The organism is Georgenia sp. X1117, from assembly GCF_057784635.1.
The window spans coordinates 1,519,658-1,538,956 of record NZ_CM173492.1 but is presented as its reverse complement, the minus strand read 5'-3'; the positions used below and the strand labels follow the sequence as shown (position 1 = coordinate 1,538,956).

The following is a 19,299-nucleotide window of genomic DNA, read 5'->3' as shown; positions in this document are numbered from 1 at the left end:
GGTCGGCCGGCTCAGGCGCCGGGTCGGCCGGCTCAGGCGCCGGCCAGCTCGCGCAGGGTGCGCTCGACGGCGTCGAGCGCCTCCTCGAGCTCCTCGTCACGGATCGTCAGCGGCGGGGAGAGGCGCACGGTCGACCCGTGGGTGTCCTTGGCGAGCACGCCGCGCTCGGCCAGGGCCTCGCACAGCCCGTGCCCGTCGACGCCGAGCCCGGGGGCGACGTCGATGCCCGCCCACAGCCCCGCCCGCCGGACCCCGGACAGGAGCCCCTCGGCCGCCAGGGACTCGAGCCGGGACCCGAGTCGCTCCCCGAGGGTGACCGCCCGCGCGGCCAGGGTCCCGTCCCGGAGCAGGTCGACGACGGCGAGCCCGACGGCGCACGCCAGCGGGTTGCCCCCGAAGGTCGAGCCGTGGCTGCCGGGGGTGAGCACCCCGAGCACGTCGGCGCGGCCGACCACGGCGCTGACCGGGACGATCCCGCCGCCCAGCGCCTTGCCCAGGGTGGTGAGGTCGGCGCGCACGCCGTCGCGGTCCTGGGCCAGGACGTGCCCGGTGCGTCCCAGCCCCGACTGGATCTCGTCGAGGACGAGCAGCGCGCCGACCCGCTCGGTGATCGAGCGAGCCTCGGCCAGGTACCCGGGCGGCGGCACGACGACGCCGGCCTCGCCCTGGATCGGCTCGAGGAGCACGGCCACGGTGTTCTCATCGACCGCGTCGGCCAGCGCCGCGGCGTCTCCGAAGGGGACCGTGCGGAACCCGGGGGTGTAGGGGCCGTACCCGTCGCGGGCGACCGGGTCGGAGGAGAAGGAGACGATCGTGGTGGTGCGCCCGTGGAAGTTGTTCTCGGCGACGACGATCGTGGCCCGGTCGGGGTCCGTGCCGCGCACCTCGGTGCCCCAGCGGCGCGCCACCTTGATGGCGGACTCGACGGCCTCGGCGCCGGTGTTCATCGGCAGCAGCATCTCGGTGAGCGTCAGGTCGGTGACGGCCTCGGCGAAGGGCTCGAGCAGGTCGTGCTCGAAGGCCCGCGAGACGAGGGTGGAGCGGCCGAGCTGGGCCTCGGCGGCCGCCACGAGCGCCGGGTGGCGGTGCCCGAAGTTCAGCGCGGAGTACCCGGCGAGGAGGTCGAGGTAGCGCCGACCGTCGTCGGCGACCACCCGGGCGCCCTCCGCGTCGGTGATCCGCACCGGCAGGGGGGAGTAGTTCCGTGCGAGGCGGGACCCGGCGGTCATGGTGCCCTGCCGGGCTGCCGGGCCCGTGCCGTGCCGGGCGCCAGCTCCGCCTCGGCGTGCGGGTCGTCGAGGAGGGGCGGCGCCGGCGGCAGCCCGTCGTCGGCGGGCTGGGTCAGGGCGGCCTCGACCTCGAGCAGCTCGAGGCCGCGCACGAGGGTCTCGGCGGGGATGGCCGGCATCGGCCTGCCGATGGCGGCCAGCGCCTCGGGGTCCGCGTCCCCCCAGTGGTAGGTCAGCCGGACCAGGGTCCGCCAGCCGTTGGGGCCCACGGACTCCAGGTCGTAGCGCCATCCCCAGCCGAGCCGTTCCTCGGGCGTGCTGACGACCCAGCCGATCGAGCGTTCGGGCACGAAGTCGCTAACCGTGTTGACCGTGACGTAGTGGTCCCCCTCCGGGCCCTGCTGCATGTCCATCGTGAACTGGTCGCCCAGCGAGGTGATCGGCTCGGGCGAGTGGGCGCCGCGCAGCATGTCGCTGGCGTCGGCGGCCACGTTGTCAATGTCCGAAGTTGTCTGCATAGGTGACCTGCGTGTTTGGGGTCGGGTGAACAGGGGTGTGGCCGTTCGGCGTGTCCGTACCCGTGTGCACGGTCGACTCGTTGTTCCATAGTCTTGTGCGCGACGACGCAGTCGATGATGACGTGGTTCTTGAGCGCGGTCTGTTGGCCGTCTCCGATGAGATGTGGGCTCTGGCGGTCCGTCGGGCCGAGGTGATCGGTCCGCTGGCCGACGCCGGAACGGCCGGCGGAGATGCGGTGGAGACCGCAGCCAACCAGCTGGGCATCTCCCGGCGGCAAATCTATGTGCTGCTGCATCGGTGGCGCGAGGGCCAGGGCGTGGTCTCGGACCTGATCCCGGGTCGTTCCAGCGGCGGCCGTGGCGGGCAGCGACTGTCGGCCGCGGTTGAGGCGGTGATCCGGGAGGTGCTGGGCAAGCATTACCTGACCCGGCAGCGGAAAAAGACCGCGGCAGTCCACCGGGAGATCATGCGGACGTGCCGGACTCGGGGCCTGCCCGTTCCCTCACGCGGAGCGGTCATGCGTCGCATCGCCGCCCTGGACCCACACGCCGGGACAGTGGCCCGCGAGGGGCGAGACGCGGCTCGGCCACTGGAGTCAGCCGGCGGTCGGGTGCCACCGGTGTCCGGCGTGCTGGAGCAGGTCCAGATCGATCACACCGTGGTGGACCTGATCGTGGTCGATGAACGGCACCGTCTGCCGATCGGGCGGCCGTACGTGACGGTCGCGATCGACGTCTTCTCCCGGTCCATCGTGGGTCTGGTGATCACTCTGGAGGCGCCCTCGGCATTGTCGGTCGGGCTGTGTCTGGCGCACATGGTCACCGACAAGCGGGCCTGGGTCGAGCGCCTCGGCATCGAGGTGGACTGGCCGATGGCCGGCAAGCCGGGCGAGCTGTTTATGGACAACGCCGCGGAGTTCAAGAGCGAGGCCCTGCGGCGAGGCTGTGAGGAGCACGGGATCAGGCTGGCTTACCGGCCCCCGGGTCGCCCGCACTACGGCGGCATCGTCGAGCGGGTCATCGGCACGCTGATGGAGATGGTCCATGAGCTGCCCGGTACGACGTTCTCCAACCCGGCACAGCGCGGCGACTACGACTCCGAGACCAAGGCCGTCCTGACGGTCGCGGAGCTGGAGAAGTGGCTGGCGCTGGCGGTGGCGAGCTATCACGGGCAGGTCCACAGCACCATCGGGCAGACCCCGCAGGCCCGCTGGGCCGCCGGTACTGCCCAGACGCCGGTTGTAACGGTGGCCAATGAGACGGCGTTCCTGGTGGACTTCCTGCCGGTGTTCCGCAGGACGCTGACCCGCACCGGGTTCGTCATCGACCACGTGCACTACTTCAACGACACGCTCAAGCCGTGGATCGCCCGCCGCGACCGACTGGACCGGTTCGTCATCCGCCGCGACCCACGCGACCTCAGCCGCATCTGGGTCCTGGATCCCGAGGGTGCGTCCTATCTGCCGGTGCCCTACCGGACGCTGTCGCATCCGGCGGTGAGCGTGTGGGAGCACCGCGCCGCACTGGAGCGGCTCCGGGCCGAGGGCCGGGCACAGGTCGACGAGGAGGCGCTGTTCCGGATGGTTGAGCAGATGCGCACCATCACCGACACCGCCGAGTCCACCACGCGCAAGGCCCGCCGAGACACCGAACGCCGCAACAACGCGGGCAACGCAGCCTCACGGGCGAAACCCGCCGCCGCGCCGCCCGATGACATCCCGGCTGCCGTTGACGAGAACGGCAATGCTTCTGACGCGGAGTCCGTGGCACCGTTCGAGGTGATCGAACAGTGGTGACCGAGGGCCACTACTGGTCCGGCGCGGATTTCACGGTTCACGACCTGGACCATCTGCATGAGAGCGCTCGGTCGGTGGCGCGGCTGCCGGCACAGGAGCGGCTGCGGCACGTCCGCGCCGATCGGTGGATCGGCTACACGCGCGCCACCGCGGCGCTGGAGCGACTGGAGACGCTGTACGCGTGGCCGAGCAAGCAACGCATGCCGAACCTGTTGCTGATCGGCCCGACGAACAACGGCAAGTCGATGATCATCGAGAAGTTCCGCCGCCTCCACCCGCCCACGTCCCACGCCGATCGTGAGCAGATGCCGGTGCTGGCCGTGCAGATGCCCTCGGAGCCCACAGTGAGCCGGTTCTACGTCGCGCTGCTGGCCGCGATGGGTGCGCCGCTGCGGTCCCGGCAGCGTGTGGCCGAGCTGGAGCAAGCCACACTGTCGCTGCTGCGCGCGGTCGGGGTGCGGGTCCTGGTCATCGACGAGCTACACAACGTCCTGGCCGGCCGCGGGAACACCCGACGAGAGTTCCTGAACCTGATCCGGTTCCTGGGCAACGAGCTGCGCATCCCGCTGGTCGGGGTCGGCACCCGCGAGGCGTACCTGGCGATCCGCTCCGATGACCAGCTGGAGAACCGCTTCGAGCCTGTCCCGCTGCCCCGGTGGGAACCCGGCGAGGAGACGCGTGCGCTGCTGGCCAGCTTCGCCGCCGCCTTCCCGCTACGCCGCCGCTCGGCCATCGCCACCGAGGACATGGCCCGCTACCTACTCACCCGCAGCGAGGGCACCATCGGCGAGCTCACCCACCTGCTCACCGACGCCGCCGTAGCCGCGATCGAGTCCGGCGAAGAGGCCATCAACCAGCGCACTCTGTTGATGACGCCCTATGCCGGCCCCACCGAACGACGCCGGATGTTCGAACGCGAACTCGCATGAGGCGCCGCTGGCCGCTGCACCCGCCACCGCGCAACGACGAGGCACTCTCGTCCTGGGTGCACCGGCTGGCCGCGCTCTACGACATGGAGGTCGAGGAACTGCTCCGGCACGACCTCGCCCCGCCCGGAACCGACCCCGTCCGCACGCGCGGCGATCTGGACTGGGACCCGCCGACCTCAGTGCTGCTGGCGCTGTCAGAACGCACCGGCGTTGCTCTCGGCGACGTGCGCCGGATGACCATCGCCGGGCAGGTGCCCTGGCTGCTGGATACCCTCGGCCCAGAGCCGGAGCCCGGGGCGGCGTTCGACACCTACGTCCATCAGGACTCGCTGCTCCTGACTGCCAAGGAACGACGCCACCGCCCGGTACCCGGCTGGCGCGCCTGGTTGCCGGCCTCCGGCCCCTTGCGTCGCGCCTGCCGCCACTGCATGACGACGGCGCCGGCCTTCACTGTGGTCTCTCAGCTGCCGTTGACGCTCAGCTGCCCCGAGCACGGCTGCACACTCACGCCGACCATCGGTGCCGCCGGCACGTTCCTCGGCTGGGGACCCGCGGACATGACGGCCTCCGCGCCCTCGGAAGCCGCCCTTGCCATGGATCGGCGCACGCACCAGGGCCTGCGCATGGGCACGCTCACTCTGCTGCGCCGACCGGTCCACGTCGGGGTCTGGTTCCGTCTGCTGCGCACGCTCATCGACGAGCTGTCCACCCCGTACTCGAAGCTGCGCATCCGGTCCCGGCGCACCATGGACCACATCTGGCAGAGGGCCGGCCACCCCGTCCGTGCCGGTTTCGTCGGTCACTGGCGCTGCTACGAGGCACTTCCTTGGCCAAAACAGCAGACGTTCCTCGACGCCGCCGCCACCGCCCTGGACCTAATCGAAACCGGCGACATCCTCGGCCACGGCACCCTCGCCCAGCTCCTGACCCCCGAGCCTCATCGGCCCGTTCCTGACGGCACCCCACCGGCCCCCGCACGGCGGGACTACTGGAAAGAAGCCAGAGACGCGATGGACGAGGCCATCTCCCTCGCCCGACACGACCCCGCCGCCGGCCGGCAGCTGCTGACCGGACTCACCTCCATGACCCGCAGCGAGACAAGCTTCCAGCGCACCCGCGAGGACCTGATCACCGCCGGCATCCCCGACGGCCACCTTCCACCGACACTGGCCGAGACGCATCCACCAAAGACTCGGACCGGCTCGGACGCGACTGTCACTTATTCAGCAGCGGACCACCTTCGCGTAACCTAGATTAGGTGACTAGTTACGTGACGCATTGACCCCCAGCGAGCTGGCGGCACCGGTGCTGTCACGTAAACGGTCGTATAAGTGATAGATGGGAGGCACCTCGTGCTGGTCGGCTACATGCGCGTCTCGAAGGCCGACGGATCGCAGACCACGAACCTGCAGCGGGATGCGCTCCTAGCTGTTGCTGGCCATGACCCTGTTGACGCGCGCGGAGCGCCGCTGGCTTTGAGGGTGAGGATTCAGCGGATGTGATAATGCGGCGGTGGAGTTGCGTCAGGCATGTCGGGCCTCGGGCATCGGCGTGGTGACCATCAGCGAGCACAATGGTCAGCCTCGCCTGCATCGAACCGTGCCAGCACTGTCAGCTCGGTTGGCAGTGAGCCTGGACGGCCCGATTGAAGTTCGGTACGGCGCGAACGTAGCGCAGGCCCCGGGGTTCGTCGCGGGGCTGATGCGGCCGGGCCTCGCGAGTCCGACTACCACGCTGCGCTCAGGGCAGCCAACGGCCTACGTCGAGCTGTCTCCATCGGCACTGCGGCGTCTGACAGGGGTACCGCTCAGCGAGGTGGACGCAGGCGGTGTCAGCACTGATGCGGTTCTGCCATGGGTGACCTCACTGGCCGAGGAACTGACAGATCATCCCGTCGGTTACCGCGAAGGTGTCTTGCGAGCCCGACTCCTTGAGCGACTGAACCGGGATGATCACCCCACCGGAGCCGAGGACGCGCTCCAGGCGCTGGATCTCATCCGCGCGACCGGAGGTGCGGTCTCGGTTGAGGATCTCGCGTGCCACGTGCACCTGAGTGCGCGGCGCTTGCGGTCCGTAATGCTGGACACACTAGGAACCACTCCAAAATTTGCCTCCCGCGTGGCCCGTCTGGGGCGCGCGGTGAGCCGCGCCAGCGCGGGGGCGGGCTCCTGGGCCGAAGTAGCAGCAGAGTCGGGCTACCACGACCAGAGCCATCTGGTACATGATTTCCGCAGGCTCATGGGCACGACCCCGACGGGGTGGCTGGATGAGGAGGGCCGAAATCTACAAGGCTGGCAACGCCCCGCTCCATGACCGTTGGAGGCATGAACCTCCAACTAATCCCCAAACTGCTGGTCTCCGATGCCGACGCAGCGATCACGTTCTACACCCAGGCACTCAACGCACGGGTCAACCTCCGAGTCGCAGATGACCAAGGCGTGGTGAACCACGCTGAACTCGCGCTCGACTTCGTCACCTTCGCCCTGGCGCAGAGTGTGGAGGAGTGGGGTTGGAACGATCCACTCTCAATGGGCGGCTCGCCCGTCCTGATCATGCTCACCGTGCCGGACCCCGACGCGACAGCGGACCACATGGTGGAGCACGGGGCGGAAGTGGTGCTTCCAGTCGACGACCGTCCCTACGGCAAGCGACAAGGCCGGGTCAAGGACCCGTTTGGCCACCTGTGGGTCATCGGTGGAGAGCTCCGGGGCCAGTCCAAATGACCCACCGGAATGCTCCGCTATCGTTCGAAGGTCGAAGACGACTCATCGAGCGCTGCCGAACACGACCGATCGCCCACGTTGCCGCCGACATGGGGATATCTCGCGCCTGCGCCTCGAAGTGGGTCAATCGCTACCGCCGCCACGGCGAACTCGGCCTGCTCGACCGTCCCTCGACGCCACGTCGGCAGCCGACAGCCACCCCCGCCGAGGTTGTAGCGCGGATCGAAACTCTGCGTCGCAGCCACAAGTGGTCCGCTTCGCGGATCGCGTTCGAACTCGAATCCGAAGGCATCACCATCAGTCGGCGCACAGTGACCCGGCACCTGGCCGCCCTTGGGTTGAACCGCCGACGATCCATTGATCTCGACGGCGATTCCAATCGAGCACCCCGCAAGATCACGGCTCGGCGACTCGGTCACATGGTGCACCTCGACGTCAAGAAGGTCGGCAGGATCCCGGACGGTGGCGGATGGCGAGCCCACGGCAAGGACAGCCCGCAAGCCCGAGCGGTCGCGCGCACCAAGACCCGGGGATTGAAGACCGGATACGTCTACCTGCACTCCGCGATCGACGGCTACTCGCGCCTCGCCTACACCGAGGCGCTCGCTGATGAGAAGGCCGCGACCGCGGTCGGATTCCTCGCCCGTGCCCGCGACTGGTTCGCAAGTCACGGCATCACACACATCGAGCGGATCGTCACTGACAACGGGGCCTGCTACCGCGCTGCAGCTTTCGCCGCCGCGCTCGACGGCTCGCGACACCAACGGATCACTCCGTACACGCCTCGGCACAACGGGAAAATCGAGCGCTACAACCGAATCCTTGCCGACGAGTTTCTCTACGTCCGGACCTGGACGTCGGAAGCGCAGCGCAGCGCGGCCCTTGACGTCTGGAACCTGCACTACAACTACCACCGGCCGCATGGAGCGGCGGACTTGCAGCCACCGGCGACGCTGGTTCCGCTTCGCGTCCACAACGTCCTGGCGTCCTACACCTAGCTGAGGGCGTCGACCCGGAGGCTCTGTACGAGGACAGGGCCTCGGGCAAGAAGGAGGACCGTCCCGAGCTTGCGGCGTGCCTGAAGTCCCTACGTCACGGGGACACCCTGGTGGTGTGGAAGTTGGACCGGCTCGGCCGCGACCTGCGTCACCTGGTCAACATCGTCCACGACCTCACCCAACGCGGCATCGGCCTGAAGGTCCTCACCGGGCAAGGCGCGGCCCTCGACACCACCACCGCATCCGGCAAGCTCGTCTTCGGCATCTTCGCCGCCCTGGCCGAGTTTGAACGCGAACTCATCTCCGAACGCACGATCGCCGGCCTAGCCGCCGCCCGGGCCCGCGGCCGCAAAGGCGGACGCCCCTACAAGATGACCCCCGCCAAGCTCCGCCTCGCCATGGCCTCCATGGGAAAGCCCGGTACCAACGTCGGTGACCTCTGCAAGGAACTCGGCATCACCCGCCAGACCCTCTACCGCCACGTCTCACCCACCGGCGAACTCCGCGAGGACGGACGCAAGCTCCTGGCCAAGGACCGCAGCAAGGTAGCCAGGTAACCTCTGTTGTCCGGAACCTACGAACGTCAATGAGCGGGGTACGTTCCCGCGACTCTCGCACGCCCGCGGGGGGACTTCCACCGCTCAGCTACTTCGTGTCGGGTCGGTTAGGATTGTGGGCGAGCCGGGAGAAGGCAGCTAGGGTTCCGCCCCAGCCGGCTGGGGGTCTGTGACCGAGCGCTGCAGCTTCCGCCGAACAGGCGGGAGGGCACCTATTGGCACAAAATGCCCGAGGGGGATGGCTCAGCGCCAGCATGCGCGCTGACTGTCCCTTGACCTCGGAGGTTGTTGTGCTCGTTGACCAGTTCGATGTTTTTCTGCTTGATCTTGACGGCGTGGTTTACGTCGGAGACACCTTGCTTTCCGGCGTGACCGAAGCCTTGGCCAGCCTGCGGAGTCAGGGCCGGGTGGTCCGGTTCGTGACCAACGATCCCCGCCCGTCCCGCAAAGACGTCGTCCACCGTCTGGGCCGCCTGGGCGTGAGGGCCACCGTCGAGGAGATCGTATCTTCCGGGTGGGCTACGGCGTGCTGGCTGCGCCAGCAGGGCATTACCCGCGCCTATGTGGTGGGCAGTGATGGCCTCCGCGGCGAACTCGCGGCCCAAGGCGTGGAATCCGTGGAGGGGTCTGGGGCCGAGGCGGTGGTGGTCGGTTGCGACGAGACGGTGACCTACCGGGACCTCGCCCAGGCCACCGCCCTCCTGCGTACCGGCGTGCCGTTCGTGGCCACGAACGTGGACGCCACGTTCCCCACAGCGAGCGGCCCGTGGCCGGCCACCGGCGCGGTCGTCGCAGCGATCCAGACCGCCAGTGGGCGCCGACCGGTCGTGGTGGGCAAGCCGGGACCGGAGATGTTCCGCCTGGCCCAGCGCGGGCTCCCTGCTACGACGAGAGTGGTGGTCGTGGGGGACACCCCGGCTACGGACGTCGTCGGGGCGCACTGCGCGGGCCTGCCGGCGATCCTCGTCGCTCCCGCGACGCCGAGCAGCGGCCGTCGGCAGTGTGATCCCACCGTTGCGGAGGCCACGGTCACGGGCCTGGCCGGGCTGTTTGATCCGGCCCTTGACATCGGCCCGATGCGCCCGTCGCCGTACCCGTGGCCGGACGAGGTGCGGGCGGGTGTGGCCGCGGTGGTCTTCGACGAGGCCGGGCGCGTGCTACTGGGGCGCAGGCTGGACAACGGGCTGTGGGGACTGCCTTCGGGACACGTCGAGGTGGGCGAGACTGCCGCCCAGGCGGCGGTGCGGGAGGTCGCCGAAGAGACCGGCTTGCAGGTGCAAGTGCAGCGGCTGGTGGGGGTGTACTCGGACCCCGCCTCGCAGGTTTTCGCCTATCCCGACGGGAGAGTGACCCAGTTCGTCACCACCACCTTCGCCTGCCTCCCGCGCGGCGGTCAGATGCACCCTGATGGTGTGGAGACCTCACAGGCGGGTTTCTTCTCCCCGGATGAGCTTCCGGCACCGTTGCTCCCCATGCACCCGCGGTGGCTCACCGACGCCCTCTCAGGCGACACAGGACTCATCGACTGATAGGACGCATCCCCTTCGGGGCGCATGGTGTCAAAAGCGCTGGCGCTTCTCGTGCGGGGCACCGGCCTGAGCGCGCCGTTTACCTTGATCAACCCCGGGTCCGGTCTCCCACCGTCCGAGCAACACCACCGGACGGTAGGAGTCTCCAGGGCGGCGACCAGCTCTCGAAAGATCATGATGAGCGCGCGCCCAAGGGCGCACCGACCAATGACCTCAGATGGGCCAGGTCTCCTGCCGGTGGGCGGCATCCCAGAACATCCACTCGTACTGGGTGGCGCGGTGGAACGCGGTGTGCATGCGCGCCAGTGTGCCGGGGCTGGCCTGGTCGGCGAGGTGGTCCACGATGTCCCGGGCGGTGTCGGTGGCGGCGGTGAAGTCTGGATCGCCGTAGGTGGCGATCCAGTCCCCGTACGGGTGCGTGCTCAGGTCACCGACGGCGGCCTTCAAACGGGTGCCGACGTCGTCGTAGACCCAGAAGCACGGCAGTATGCCGGCCGCGAGGACCGGGTAGTTTCCCGCTGTCGCGAGGCTCAGCAGGTAGGAGGTGTAGGCAACCGTGGTCGGTGAGGGCTCGGCGGCGGTGAGGTCGGTGACGTGGGTGGCGTGCAGCTGCCGCTCGACCTCGACCACCTCCCGCGCGGCCTGCGCCCAGAATGCCATTTCCTCCGACGCCTGGGCCTGAGCGGCGGCCGCGGCCAGGACCCGGCCGTAGTCGGCCAGGTAGAGCGCGTCCTGGGCGAGGTAGTGCCGGAACGTCTCTTCCGCCAGGGTCGCGTCGCTCAGCTGGTGCAACAAGGGCAGCGCGTCGATCGCCTCGCGGACCCTGGCCGTGCGATGCCACGCCACGGTGCTGAACACGCCAGTGTCGTCGTGGTCGCGAATCGTCTCGGGCATGGAGGTGTGTGGGCTGGTCATCGGTCGCTGTCCTTCCAGTCGTTCTCGTCTTTCCAGATGTCGTGGCAGTGGTGCACGGGGCCGGGTCCGTGGCCGATGTGGAGCGCGTCGGCGGCCCGCAGGGTGCCGGTGAGCCAAGTCTTGGCCTGGCGGGTGGCCTCTAGCAGGGACCCGGTGCGCGGGGCGAGTGCGGCGATCGCGGAGGACAGGGCGCACCCGGTGCCGTGGGTGTTGACCGTGGCTACCCGCGGGCCGGTCAGCAGCTGCTCGCCCGCGTCGTCGAGCCACAGGTCGGTGGCGTGTGCGTCGCCGCCGAGGTGGCCCCCCTTGACCAGCACCCGCGCGGCGCCCAGCTCCCGGAGCGCGATGGCCTGGGCGCGCATGGTGTCGAGGTCTTCGGCGGGGTCGGCGTCGAGCAGCACGGCGGCCTCGGGGACGTTCGGCGTGATGAGGGAGACGTACGGCAGGAGTTGGCGCATCGGCTCGACGGCGTCCTCGGCCAGCAGCCGGGAACCGGCGGTGGACACCATGACGGGGTCGAGGACCACAACCGGCACCGCGTCGGAGCGCTTGTCGAGGAAGGCGAGGACGGTCTCGATGGTGGCCGCGGAGGCGAGCATCCCGATCTTGGCGGCGTCAACCGCCACGTCGTCTACGAGGGTGCCCAGCTGGGCGCGGACGAAGTCCGCGGGGACGACGTGGACACCGGTGACTCCCTGGGTGGACTGGGCGGTCAGTGAGGTGAGCACCGCGGTGCCGTAGGCACCCAGTGCGGAGAAGGTCTTGAGGTCGCCTTGAATACCGGCCCCGCCGGAGGGATCGGAGCCGGCGATCGTCAGCGCGATCGGTGGGCGGGGGTTCACGGTTGCCCGTCCCACGCGGCCCGCAGGCTCGCGGCCGCCACGGCTGGTTCCTCCGCGGCGCACACCGTCGAGACGACCGCCACGCCGGCGGCGCCGCTGTGGCGCAGCATGCCGGTGCGTTTCGTGGTGATGCCGCCGATGGCGACGACCGGCCACGGGCTCGCGGCGGCCACCGCAGCCACCCCGCCCGGGCCGATCGGAGTGCCGTGGTCAGGCTTGGTCGCCGTCGGCCACACCGGTCCAACGCCGAGGTAGTCCAAGACGCCGTCACCGAGCCCGCGTGCTGTGCGAACCTGCTCGATCGTGCTGACCGACAGCCCGACCATGGCGTCCGGCCCGAGCAACTGCCGGGCCTGAGCAGGCGGCATGTCGCGCTGACCGACGTGGACGCCGTCGGCGCCGATGTCCTGAACGAGGTGGACCCGGTCATCGATAATCAGCGGCACCCCGGTCCCCGCCAGCACCTCGCGGACCGCCACGCCGAGGGCGACGAAGTGGGCGTCGGTGGCGCCCGGGTCACGCAACTGCACCACGGTGACTCCGCCCGCGACCGCAGCCTGCACGGTCGCGGGCACCCCCCGTGGGCCGCACAAACCGGTGTCGGTGACCAGGTAGAGGCTGAGGTTCACCGGTCGGCGGGTCACCGGAGCACCACCTTCTCGGTCAGCTCCTGCGGGTTGAGGGTGGCGAGAGAGTCCAGCAGCGCAACGGCGAAGCTCCCCGGCCCGGCGGCACGCTCGGCCGCGACCTCGGCGGCCACGGTGTACGTCGCGGTCGCGGCCGTGGCGGCCAGGAGCGGGTCGTCGGTGGTGGCGGCGAAGGCAGCCATGAGTGCGCCCAGCGCGCACCCACCGCCAGTGACCTGGGTCAACCATCGATGGCCGTTGGCCACCCGCACCAGCCGGGTGCCGTCGGTGAGGTGGTCGACCTCCCCGGAGACCGCGACGATGGTGCCGTGCTCCCGGGCCAGCGCCCGGCCGGCGTCGAGGGCATCCTCGGCGGCGTCGACGCTCTCCGGACCCCGCCCACCGCTGCCCCCACCGGCGAAAGCGAGAATCTCTGAGGGGTTGCCACGGACGAGTGCCGGGGAGGCGTGGGCGAGCAGGTCGACGACAACCCGGCTGCGCCAGGCGAGCCCACCCACCCCGACCGGGTCGAGCACCCACGGGGTGCCGGCCGCCGCGGCGGCACTGACCGCGCCGTGCATCGCAGCCACCGTCGCCTCTTGGGGCGTGCCGAGGTTGACCAGGACCCCGTCGGCGACGGCGGCGAACGGCCCGGCTTCCTCCGGGTTGTCCACCATCGACGGACTGGCGCCGACCGCGAGCAGGACGTTCGCTGTCCACTGAGCGACGACGACGTTGGTCAGGCACTGCACCAGCGGGGCATGCCCGCGCATCGCAGCCAAGGCCTCGCCCACAGCGGCAGCATCGAGTGGGACAGTAGGGACGGAAGAAGGTGCCGACATCGGCGACGTTCCCTTCGCTAGTACGAACTAGATCAGGTTCAACGGGTGTGATCTCAGCCGTACCAGCACGGCACCCCGCGTCATTCACCAGCTTAACATCCGCACCGTTCCCAGCACCGTGCCCTCGCTTCAGCGATCGCAAAAGGGTCGCGCCTCGGACCGTCCGGGCGTGCTGTCACCAGTGCCCGGCTGCGCTACGGCGTTCCTTGGCCGCCGCAGCCCTCACCATGGCGCCTCACCAGACAACGGCTGCGCAACCTTAAAATGTGCAGTCGACTTCGGACACTCGTGCAGTGGACTTCGAAAACTGACACACGTGCAGCGCGGGCGTCGACAGGATGAGCCAGATCGCGTGCGCCGGTACGTCGAGCACGGCCTCGACCACCAGTGTGGTCGCTGTGGTGGTGACTGTGGACCGCATGTGGTGCCCCCGGTGAGAAATCGGTGCGACGTTGCACCTGACGTGAACCCTGCCACACTTCCGTGCCCCCATGGTCAGCGGGGTCGCCAGGTGGGACGCGGCCCCCGTCCGTGGCGCGCTATCCTTGGTCGGCCTTCCTGCCTTCGTAGCTCAGGGGATAGAGCACCGCTCTCCTAAAGCGGGTGTCGGCGGTTCGAATCCGCCCGAGGGCACCCCGTCGCCCGCCCCCGTGGTCCTGTGACCCAGGCCGCGAGCGAGCGGGCTTGCGCTCAGCCGTCCGGGTGGGCATGATTGTCGTCAGACGGAGCGTGACGCCTGCCCCCCCTGCGCGTCACGCTCCGTTCTTGTCTGTCCGGGCGGGTCGCCCGCGGCGCCGAGGCCGCGACGCCGCCACCCCGCCGCCGGCCAGCGCCCGACACCACTGCCGTCGCTCCGACGCGCGGGCCGTCGCGCGCCTACCCTGGTGGGATGACGCCTCCGCCGATCCCGCCCTTCCGCCGCGGCCGGGACAGCGACCGGCGACGCGCCAGGTCCGCCCCGACGACCGACGCCCCGGCCACCACCGGGCAGCCGGCCCACGCGGCCGAGGACGCCACCGGTGAGGCGGCCGCCGGCGGGGACGATGCCGGCTCGCCCGACGCCGACCAGACCACCGCCGCGGGTGCCCCCGCGGGTGCCGGGGACGCCGCCCGGCCCGAGGATGCCCGGCCCGAGGATGCCCCGCACGGTCCCCGGCCGGGGACCCGCACCGGGGCCGTGGCCCGCGCCGTCGAGCGCTGGATCGCCGACCTCACCGCGCTGGGCGCCGAGGGGCTGGGGGAGGACGACGACCTCGGCGAGGCCGTCCTCGACCTCACTCACGCCCACCCCGGCGGGACCGCCCAGCTCTACGCGGGCCGTCCCACCCGCCTGTCCAACCTCGTGCGCGAGCGGCAGGCCGCGGTCACGGCGCACCAGGACGCCCGGGCGGTGCGCTCGCGGGCCGAGGACCTCGCCCAGCGCTTCGGCGTGGCCCCGACGTACCTCGCCACCGGGGTGGCCACCTGGTCCGCGCTCCCGCCGCCGGTCCTCGACGACGACCTCGACCCGTCCTCGACCTCAGCCGGCCGGGCGGACGACGCCGGCGTCGAGCCCCCGATCGTGCGCACCATCCGCACCCCGGTCTTCCTGCGCGGCGTACGCCTGCAGCCGGTCTCCGCCGACGGCGAGGTCGAGCTCACCCTCGAGCGCACCGTCGAGCTCAACCCCGTCCTCGCCCGCGCGCTGACCGAGGCGGGCCTGCCCGGCGAGGCCGTCGACCACCTCCCGCCGCTCGGTCCGGCCTCCAGCCAGCGCGAGGCCCTGGTCGGCGTCGCCGAGCTGGCCGCCCGGTACCTGCCGGGCCTGGAGATCGAGGACCGCGTCGTCGTCGGCACCTTCCTGCACCCGGGCCAGGTGGCCGTGGAGGACCTGCGCGCGATGGTCCCGCACCTGGCCTCCTCCGACGTCGTGGCCGCGCTCGCCGGGCACGACCAGGCGCGCGCCGCCCTCGGGGGTGCCCTCCCGCCCGAGGAGGACACCGACCCCGACCCCGACGAGGAGCGCGCGGTGGGCGACGTCGAGGTCGCCGGCGAGCAGGCGGTCCGCCTGGTCGGGCAGGGCGGGCACCTCGTCGTCGACGCACCGCCCGGCGCCGACGACGTCGGGGTCGTCGCGGCCACCCTCGCCCGCGCCGCGGCCGACGGGCGCACGGTGCTGTACGTGCCGGGCGACCGGCGCACCGGACGGTCCACCGTGGCCCACCTCCACGAGCTGGGCCTCGGCGAGCTCGTGCTCGACCTGCGCGCCGACGGCGGCTGGCGCGAGGAGGCCTCCCGCTCGGTGCGGCGGGGGATGGAGGCGCCGGCGGTCGCCGTCGACGAGGCCGCCGTGCGACGCACCCGCGAGGAGCTGCGCGCCGCCCGCTCGCAGGTGCGCGAGCAGCTCGACTCGCTGCATCGGCGTCACGAGGGCTGGGGGGTCTCGGTCTTCGACGCGCTGCAGGCCCTGGCCCGCCTCACCGCGCAGAACCCCGGCCCCCGCACCGGTGCGCGCATTGCCGGGCAGGACCTGCGCGCGCTCAGCGGGAGCGCCCGCACCGGAGCGGCCGCCCGGCTCGCCCGCGCCGCGACCCTGGGTGCCTTCACGCTCAGGCGATCGAGCACCCCCTGGTACGGCGCCCGCCTGACGACCAACCAGGAGGCCGCCGACGCGCTCGCCCGCGTCCAGCGGCTCACCGGCGTCGAGCTCCCGGCCGTCGACGACCTCGTCGGCTCCACGGCCGTGCAGACCGGCCTCAAGCGCGCCACCACCCTGCGTGAATGGCACGAGCAGCTCGAGATGCTCGACGGCGTGGCCGATGCTCTGGACGTCTTCCTCCCTCAGATCTTCGAGCACTCCGCCGCGGACATGGTCACGGCCACCGCGCCGCGTCAGGACCGGCGCGCGCAGGAGACCGTCATGCCGGGCGGCACCCGGCGCCGCCTCGTCCGGCAGGCTCGCGACCTCGTGCGGCCGGGCCGCTCGGTGGCCGACCTGCACACCGAGCTGCTGCGCGTCCAGGAGCAGCGCGAGATCTGGACCCGGCACTCCACCGGCGGCGGCTGGCCCCGGCTGCCCGACGGGCTGGCCGACATCCGCGAGCTCGAGCGGGAGACCGCCGAGGACGTGGCCGCCCTCGACGCGGTGCTCGACCGTTCCCAGGGGCGCGGCGCGCTCGCCGACCTCCCGCTGGACGAGCTGCGCCGCACGGTCGAGGCCCTCGAGGCCGACACCACCGCCCTGCGGACCCTGCCCGAACGCACCCGCCTGGTCGACGAGCTGCGCGCCGAGGGACTGGGCGAGCTCCTCGACGACCTCGCCGCGCGCACCGTTCCGGACGACCTCGTCGTGGCCGAGCTGGACCTGGCCTGGTGGAGCTCCGTGCTCGAGCAGGTGCTGGCCGACGAGCCCGCCCTGTCCGGCCGGGAGCCGGCCGCGCTGGCCGCCGACCTGGCCGACCTCGAGCGCCTCGAGGCCGAGCAGCGGGCCACCCTCGTCCCGGCCGTGCGCTCGGCGGCCGCCGACCGGCTGCGGCGCGCCGTGCGGACGCACCGCACGCAGGCCGCGCACCTGTGGGAGCAGCTGGCCGCCGACCGGGGCGCCACCCTGGGCAAGGCGCTGGCCGAGCACCCCGAGGTCGCGCCGACGATCCGACCGGTCCGCGCCGCGGCGCCCCTCCTGGCCGCGCAGATCCTGCCGCCCGGCCCCACGGTCGACCTCGCCGTCCTGCACGGCATCGAGCTCCTCCCCATCGCCCAGGTCGTCTCCGTGCTGGGCCGGGCCCGTCAGGTCGTGGTGGTCGCCGACACCCAGCGCCACCCCGGCGGTGCGGCCTCCGCGCTGGCCGAGGTGCTCCCGGCCATGCGGCTGCCCTCCGTACGCGGGCCGCTGGTGCCCGGAGCCGCGCGCCTGCTCGCCGCCCACGGCTACGAGGGCGTGGTGGCGCCGGTGCCCTCGGTGCGCACCGACGGCGGGGTCCGCCTCGAGCACGTCGACGGCTACGGCACGCCCGCCCCGGGCTCGGAGACCGTGGAGTCGGTCGACGCCGAGGTGCACCGCGCGGTGGAGGTGGTCCGCGAGGAGGTGCACGCCGCCCCGCTCGCCTCGCTGGCCGTGGTCACGCCGTCGGCCCGGCACGCCGCCCGCGTGCGCGAGGCGATCGCCGAGGCCGCCGTCGCCGACCCGGCGCTCGAGGCCGCGCTCGACCCGCGGCTCGTCGAGCCGCTGGTGGTTGCCGACCTGGCTGACGCCGGTGGGCTGCGGCGCGACGTCGTCGTGCTCTCGGTGGGTTTCGGCGCCAACGCCCACGGGCGTTTCGTCCACCGGTTCGGCGAGCTGTCCTCCCCGGTGGGGCGTACCCGCATGGTCACGGCGCTCGCCGCTGCGCGGGAGTCGCTCGTCGTCGTCTCCACCATCGCCCCGGGCGCCATCGACCCGTCCCGGGTGCACCACGAGGGCGCGCACATGCTCGCCGAGCTGCTGGAGATCGCCGACGGCGCCGACCTCCGTGGTGCGGGGACGGCGGGCGAGGGGTCCGACGGCGGCACGTCGGCCGAGGAGGCTCCCGCCGAGGCCGCGCCGGAGGCGGCCCGCGCGGACGGTGCCGGCGGCGAGCCCGTCACCGGTGCGGACGCTCCCGCCGAGGGCACCCTGTCCGACGGCGCCCCTGCCGAGGACACGCTCGCCGAGGACACGCCCGTGGACGGCGCCTCCACCGAGGGCGCCCCGTCGGAGGACGCTCTTGCGGAGGGCGCCCTGTCCGAGGACACCGACACCAGCACCAGCGACGTGGCGTCGGCGGAGGAGTCCGACCACACCGATGCGCCGGCCACCCGCGAGGGGACGGAGTCCGGTTCCGCGGCTGCCGACGGCGGACGGGATTGGTTGCGCGAGGAACGGACGGGCGAGGCGGCCGAGGAGGCGCCGACCGACGAGATCCTCGGCGACCTCGTGCGCCGCCTGCGCCGGCTCGGCCTGATCGTCGAGGAGGACCTGCACGGCGCGGTCGACGTGCCGATCGCTCTGGGCCACCCGGACCTGCCCGGTCAGCGGCTGGTCGCCCTGCTCACCGACGCCGGCGAGGACGCGGGCGAGCACAGCCTGCGCCGCCGGCTCGACCGTGGTGCCGTGCTCGCCCGCGCCGGCTGGCGGGTCGAGCGGGCCTTCACGGTCTCGGTGTTCCTCGACCCCCAGGCCGAGGCGGACCGGCTGCGCCGCGTCGTGCTCGACGAGGTCGCGGCGCGTCGCCCCGCGCGCCCGGCCGACGCCCCGGCGCCGCCCCCGGACGACGGGCAGCCGTGACCCGGGGGCGTCGGCGGGTCATCGCCCTGTCGGAGGCCGACCGCCGGCGCCTCGCCAGCGGTGAGCTCGCCCGCCCCGAGGACGCCCTCGGCGAGCCGGAGCCCCCGGCGTCGGAGGAGGACGCGGGCGCGCCCGGTCCCGTCCCGGGGCGCCCGTCCGGTGACTCCGCGAACGAACCAGCGGGCGGCCCCGCGGACGACCCCGTGACCGCTCCGGCGAGCGACGTCGCCACGGGGGCGCCCCGTCGGGCCGCGCCGCCCGGTCGTGCGGGACGGGCGCGCTCGCGCCGGCCCTCCGCCGAGGACGAACGTCTCCTGCGCGAGGTCCCGCCGCACTTCGGCCGCCTGTGACCGCCCCGGCTCCGGTCTGACCACCGCGGCCTGCGGGCCGCAGGCCGCGCCCGTCCCGGACGCACGACGGCTCTCGTCCGACCAGCCAGGGGCGACCCACCCGCTGCAGCCCATCCCGCACGCACGACGGCCCGCCACCTCGCGGTGACGGGCCGTCGGCGGGC

At 72.0% G+C, this 19,299-nt stretch carries 16 protein-coding genes, 1 tRNA gene, 2 pseudogenes and 1 riboswitch; of the genes and pseudogenes, 12 read left to right on the top strand and 7 right to left on the bottom strand.

The annotated features are described in order from the left end of the window. Window positions 1-32: 32 nt before the first annotated feature. Complete coding sequence (rocD, locus tag AC3D3D_RS07035) at window positions 33-1,229, bottom strand: ornithine--oxo-acid transaminase (RefSeq protein ID WP_463663540.1); 1,197 nt, start codon at window positions 1,227-1,229, stop codon at window positions 33-35. After that, window positions 1,226-1,747: an SRPBCC family protein gene (locus AC3D3D_RS07030; RefSeq protein WP_463663539.1), complete on the bottom strand. Its 522-nt coding sequence runs from the start codon at window positions 1,745-1,747 to the stop codon at window positions 1,226-1,228. Before AC3D3D_RS07030 ends, rocD begins: the two co-directional genes overlap by 4 nt. 161 nt (window positions 1,748-1,908) lie before the next feature. Between AC3D3D_RS07030 and AC3D3D_RS07025 the strand changes: the two genes are divergently transcribed. The 4 genes and pseudogenes from AC3D3D_RS07025 to AC3D3D_RS07010 form a co-directional block, all read left to right on the top strand. Further along, window positions 1,909-3,543, top strand: a complete 1,635-nt coding sequence (locus AC3D3D_RS07025) for a Mu transposase C-terminal domain-containing protein (RefSeq protein WP_170221989.1) — start codon at window positions 1,909-1,911, stop codon at window positions 3,541-3,543. Next, window positions 3,540-4,472 carry a TniB family NTP-binding protein gene (locus tag AC3D3D_RS07020; RefSeq protein ID WP_419719809.1) on the top strand — a complete coding sequence of 311 codons (933 nt, stop codon included), beginning with the start codon at window positions 3,540-3,542 and terminating at the stop codon, window positions 4,470-4,472. Before AC3D3D_RS07025 ends, AC3D3D_RS07020 begins: the two co-directional genes overlap by 4 nt. Further along, window positions 4,469-5,725 carry a TniQ family protein gene (locus AC3D3D_RS07015; protein WP_141927232.1) on the top strand — a complete coding sequence of 419 codons (1,257 nt, stop codon included), beginning with the start codon at window positions 4,469-4,471 and terminating at the stop codon, window positions 5,723-5,725. The genes AC3D3D_RS07020 and AC3D3D_RS07015 overlap by 4 nt, the downstream gene beginning before the upstream one ends. A 99-nt stretch (window positions 5,726-5,824) precedes the next feature. Next, window positions 5,825-5,920: pseudogene (locus AC3D3D_RS07010) on the top strand (recombinase family protein); the annotation flags it as partial. Window positions 5,921-6,335: 415 nt separating this feature from the next. On the opposite strand, the gene AC3D3D_RS07005 reads toward AC3D3D_RS07010, so the two are convergent. Continuing rightward, window positions 6,336-6,515, bottom strand: coding sequence for a hypothetical protein (locus AC3D3D_RS07005; RefSeq protein WP_229116000.1), 180 nt, complete (start codon window positions 6,513-6,515; stop codon window positions 6,336-6,338). Window positions 6,516-6,548: 33 nt separating this feature from the next. Here AC3D3D_RS07005 and AC3D3D_RS07000 point away from each other — a divergent pair, with 33 nt between their 5' ends. The 5 genes and pseudogenes from AC3D3D_RS07000 (at window position 6,549) to AC3D3D_RS06980 (ending at window position 10,279) form a co-directional block, all read left to right on the top strand. After that, entirely contained in the window at window positions 6,549-6,785 is a 237-nt protein-coding gene (locus tag AC3D3D_RS07000; RefSeq protein WP_411267718.1) for a helix-turn-helix domain-containing protein, read from the top strand. An 11-nt stretch (window positions 6,786-6,796) separates the two neighbouring features. Beyond that, window positions 6,797-7,195 (top strand): VOC family protein, encoded by a 399-nt coding sequence (locus AC3D3D_RS06995; RefSeq protein WP_094450497.1) that lies wholly within the window; start codon window positions 6,797-6,799, stop codon window positions 7,193-7,195. Then, window positions 7,192-8,193 carry an IS481 family transposase gene (locus tag AC3D3D_RS06990; protein ID WP_463663639.1) on the top strand — a complete coding sequence of 334 codons (1,002 nt, stop codon included), beginning with the start codon at window positions 7,192-7,194 and terminating at the stop codon, window positions 8,191-8,193. Before AC3D3D_RS06995 ends, AC3D3D_RS06990 begins: the two co-directional genes overlap by 4 nt. Further along, window positions 8,193-8,750, top strand: a pseudogene (locus tag AC3D3D_RS06985) (recombinase family protein); the annotation flags it as partial. The gene AC3D3D_RS06990 and the pseudogene AC3D3D_RS06985, both read left to right, overlap by 1 nt. Before the next feature lie 290 nt (window positions 8,751-9,040). Continuing rightward, window positions 9,041-10,279, top strand: a complete 1,239-nt coding sequence (locus tag AC3D3D_RS06980) for an HAD-IIA family hydrolase (RefSeq protein WP_488512593.1) — start codon at window positions 9,041-9,043, stop codon at window positions 10,277-10,279. 213 nt (window positions 10,280-10,492) lie between these two features. On the opposite strand, the gene AC3D3D_RS06975 is transcribed toward AC3D3D_RS06980, so the two are convergent. From AC3D3D_RS06975 to thiM, 4 genes are all read right to left on the bottom strand, one after another. Beyond that, window positions 10,493-11,194 (bottom strand): TenA family protein, encoded by a 702-nt coding sequence (locus AC3D3D_RS06975; RefSeq protein WP_017824196.1) that lies wholly within the window; start codon window positions 11,192-11,194, stop codon window positions 10,493-10,495. Further along, a complete protein-coding gene (gene thiD / locus AC3D3D_RS06970; RefSeq protein ID WP_181743510.1) occupies window positions 11,191-12,036 on the bottom strand; it encodes a bifunctional hydroxymethylpyrimidine kinase/phosphomethylpyrimidine kinase in 846 nt (281 codons plus the stop codon). Before thiD ends, AC3D3D_RS06975 begins: the two co-directional genes overlap by 4 nt. After that, a complete protein-coding gene (gene thiE / locus AC3D3D_RS06965; protein WP_006590956.1) occupies window positions 12,033-12,680 on the bottom strand; it encodes a thiamine phosphate synthase in 648 nt (215 codons plus the stop codon). The genes thiD and thiE overlap by 4 nt, the downstream gene beginning before the upstream one ends. After that, on the bottom strand, window positions 12,677-13,504 hold the full coding sequence (thiM, locus tag AC3D3D_RS06960) for a hydroxyethylthiazole kinase (protein ID WP_072626064.1): 828 nt from the start codon (window positions 13,502-13,504) through the stop codon (window positions 12,677-12,679). Before thiM ends, thiE begins: the two co-directional genes overlap by 4 nt. Beyond that, a riboswitch (TPP riboswitch) is annotated at window positions 13,496-13,592 on the bottom strand. Its footprint overlaps the gene before it by 9 nt. 472 nt (window positions 13,593-14,064) lie before the next feature. Here thiM and AC3D3D_RS06955 point away from each other — a divergent pair. The 3 genes from AC3D3D_RS06955 to AC3D3D_RS06945 all read left to right on the top strand — a co-directional run bounded on the left by AC3D3D_RS06955 (window position 14,065) and on the right by AC3D3D_RS06945 (window position 19,135). Then, window positions 14,065-14,137, top strand: a tRNA-Arg gene (locus AC3D3D_RS06955). A 256-nt stretch (window positions 14,138-14,393) separates the two neighbouring features. After that, window positions 14,394-18,785: a hypothetical protein gene (locus AC3D3D_RS06950; protein ID WP_463662513.1), complete on the top strand. Its 4,392-nt coding sequence runs from the start codon at window positions 14,394-14,396 to the stop codon at window positions 18,783-18,785. Next, complete coding sequence (locus AC3D3D_RS06945; RefSeq protein WP_463662514.1) at window positions 18,782-19,135, top strand: hypothetical protein; 354 nt, start codon at window positions 18,782-18,784, stop codon at window positions 19,133-19,135. Before AC3D3D_RS06950 ends, AC3D3D_RS06945 begins: the two co-directional genes overlap by 4 nt. Window positions 19,136-19,299 lie beyond the last annotated feature (164 nt).

Excerpts from the sequence above, each read along its gene's own strand:
- rocD (WP_463663540.1), bottom strand. The coding sequence starts at position 1,229 with ATGACCGCCGGGTCCCGCCTCGCACGGAACTACTCCCCCCTGCCGGTG.
- AC3D3D_RS07030 (WP_463663539.1), bottom strand. The coding sequence starts at position 1,747 with ATGCAGACAACTTCGGACATTGACAACGTGGCCGCCGACGCCAGCGAC.
- AC3D3D_RS07025 (WP_170221989.1), top strand. The coding sequence starts at position 1,909 with ATGTGGGCTCTGGCGGTCCGTCGGGCCGAGGTGATCGGTCCGCTGGCC.
- AC3D3D_RS07015 (WP_141927232.1), top strand. The coding sequence starts at position 4,469 with ATGAGGCGCCGCTGGCCGCTGCACCCGCCACCGCGCAACGACGAGGCA.
- AC3D3D_RS07000 (WP_411267718.1), top strand. The coding sequence starts at position 6,549 with ATGCTGGACACACTAGGAACCACTCCAAAATTTGCCTCCCGCGTGGCC.
- AC3D3D_RS06995 (WP_094450497.1), top strand. The coding sequence starts at position 6,797 with ATGAACCTCCAACTAATCCCCAAACTGCTGGTCTCCGATGCCGACGCA.
- AC3D3D_RS06990 (WP_463663639.1), top strand. The coding sequence starts at position 7,192 with ATGACCCACCGGAATGCTCCGCTATCGTTCGAAGGTCGAAGACGACTC.
- AC3D3D_RS06975 (WP_017824196.1), bottom strand. The coding sequence starts at position 11,194 with ATGACCAGCCCACACACCTCCATGCCCGAGACGATTCGCGACCACGAC.
- thiM (WP_072626064.1), bottom strand. The coding sequence starts at position 13,504 with ATGTCGGCACCTTCTTCCGTCCCTACTGTCCCACTCGATGCTGCCGCT.
- AC3D3D_RS06950 (WP_463662513.1), top strand. The coding sequence starts at position 14,394 with ATGACGCCTCCGCCGATCCCGCCCTTCCGCCGCGGCCGGGACAGCGAC.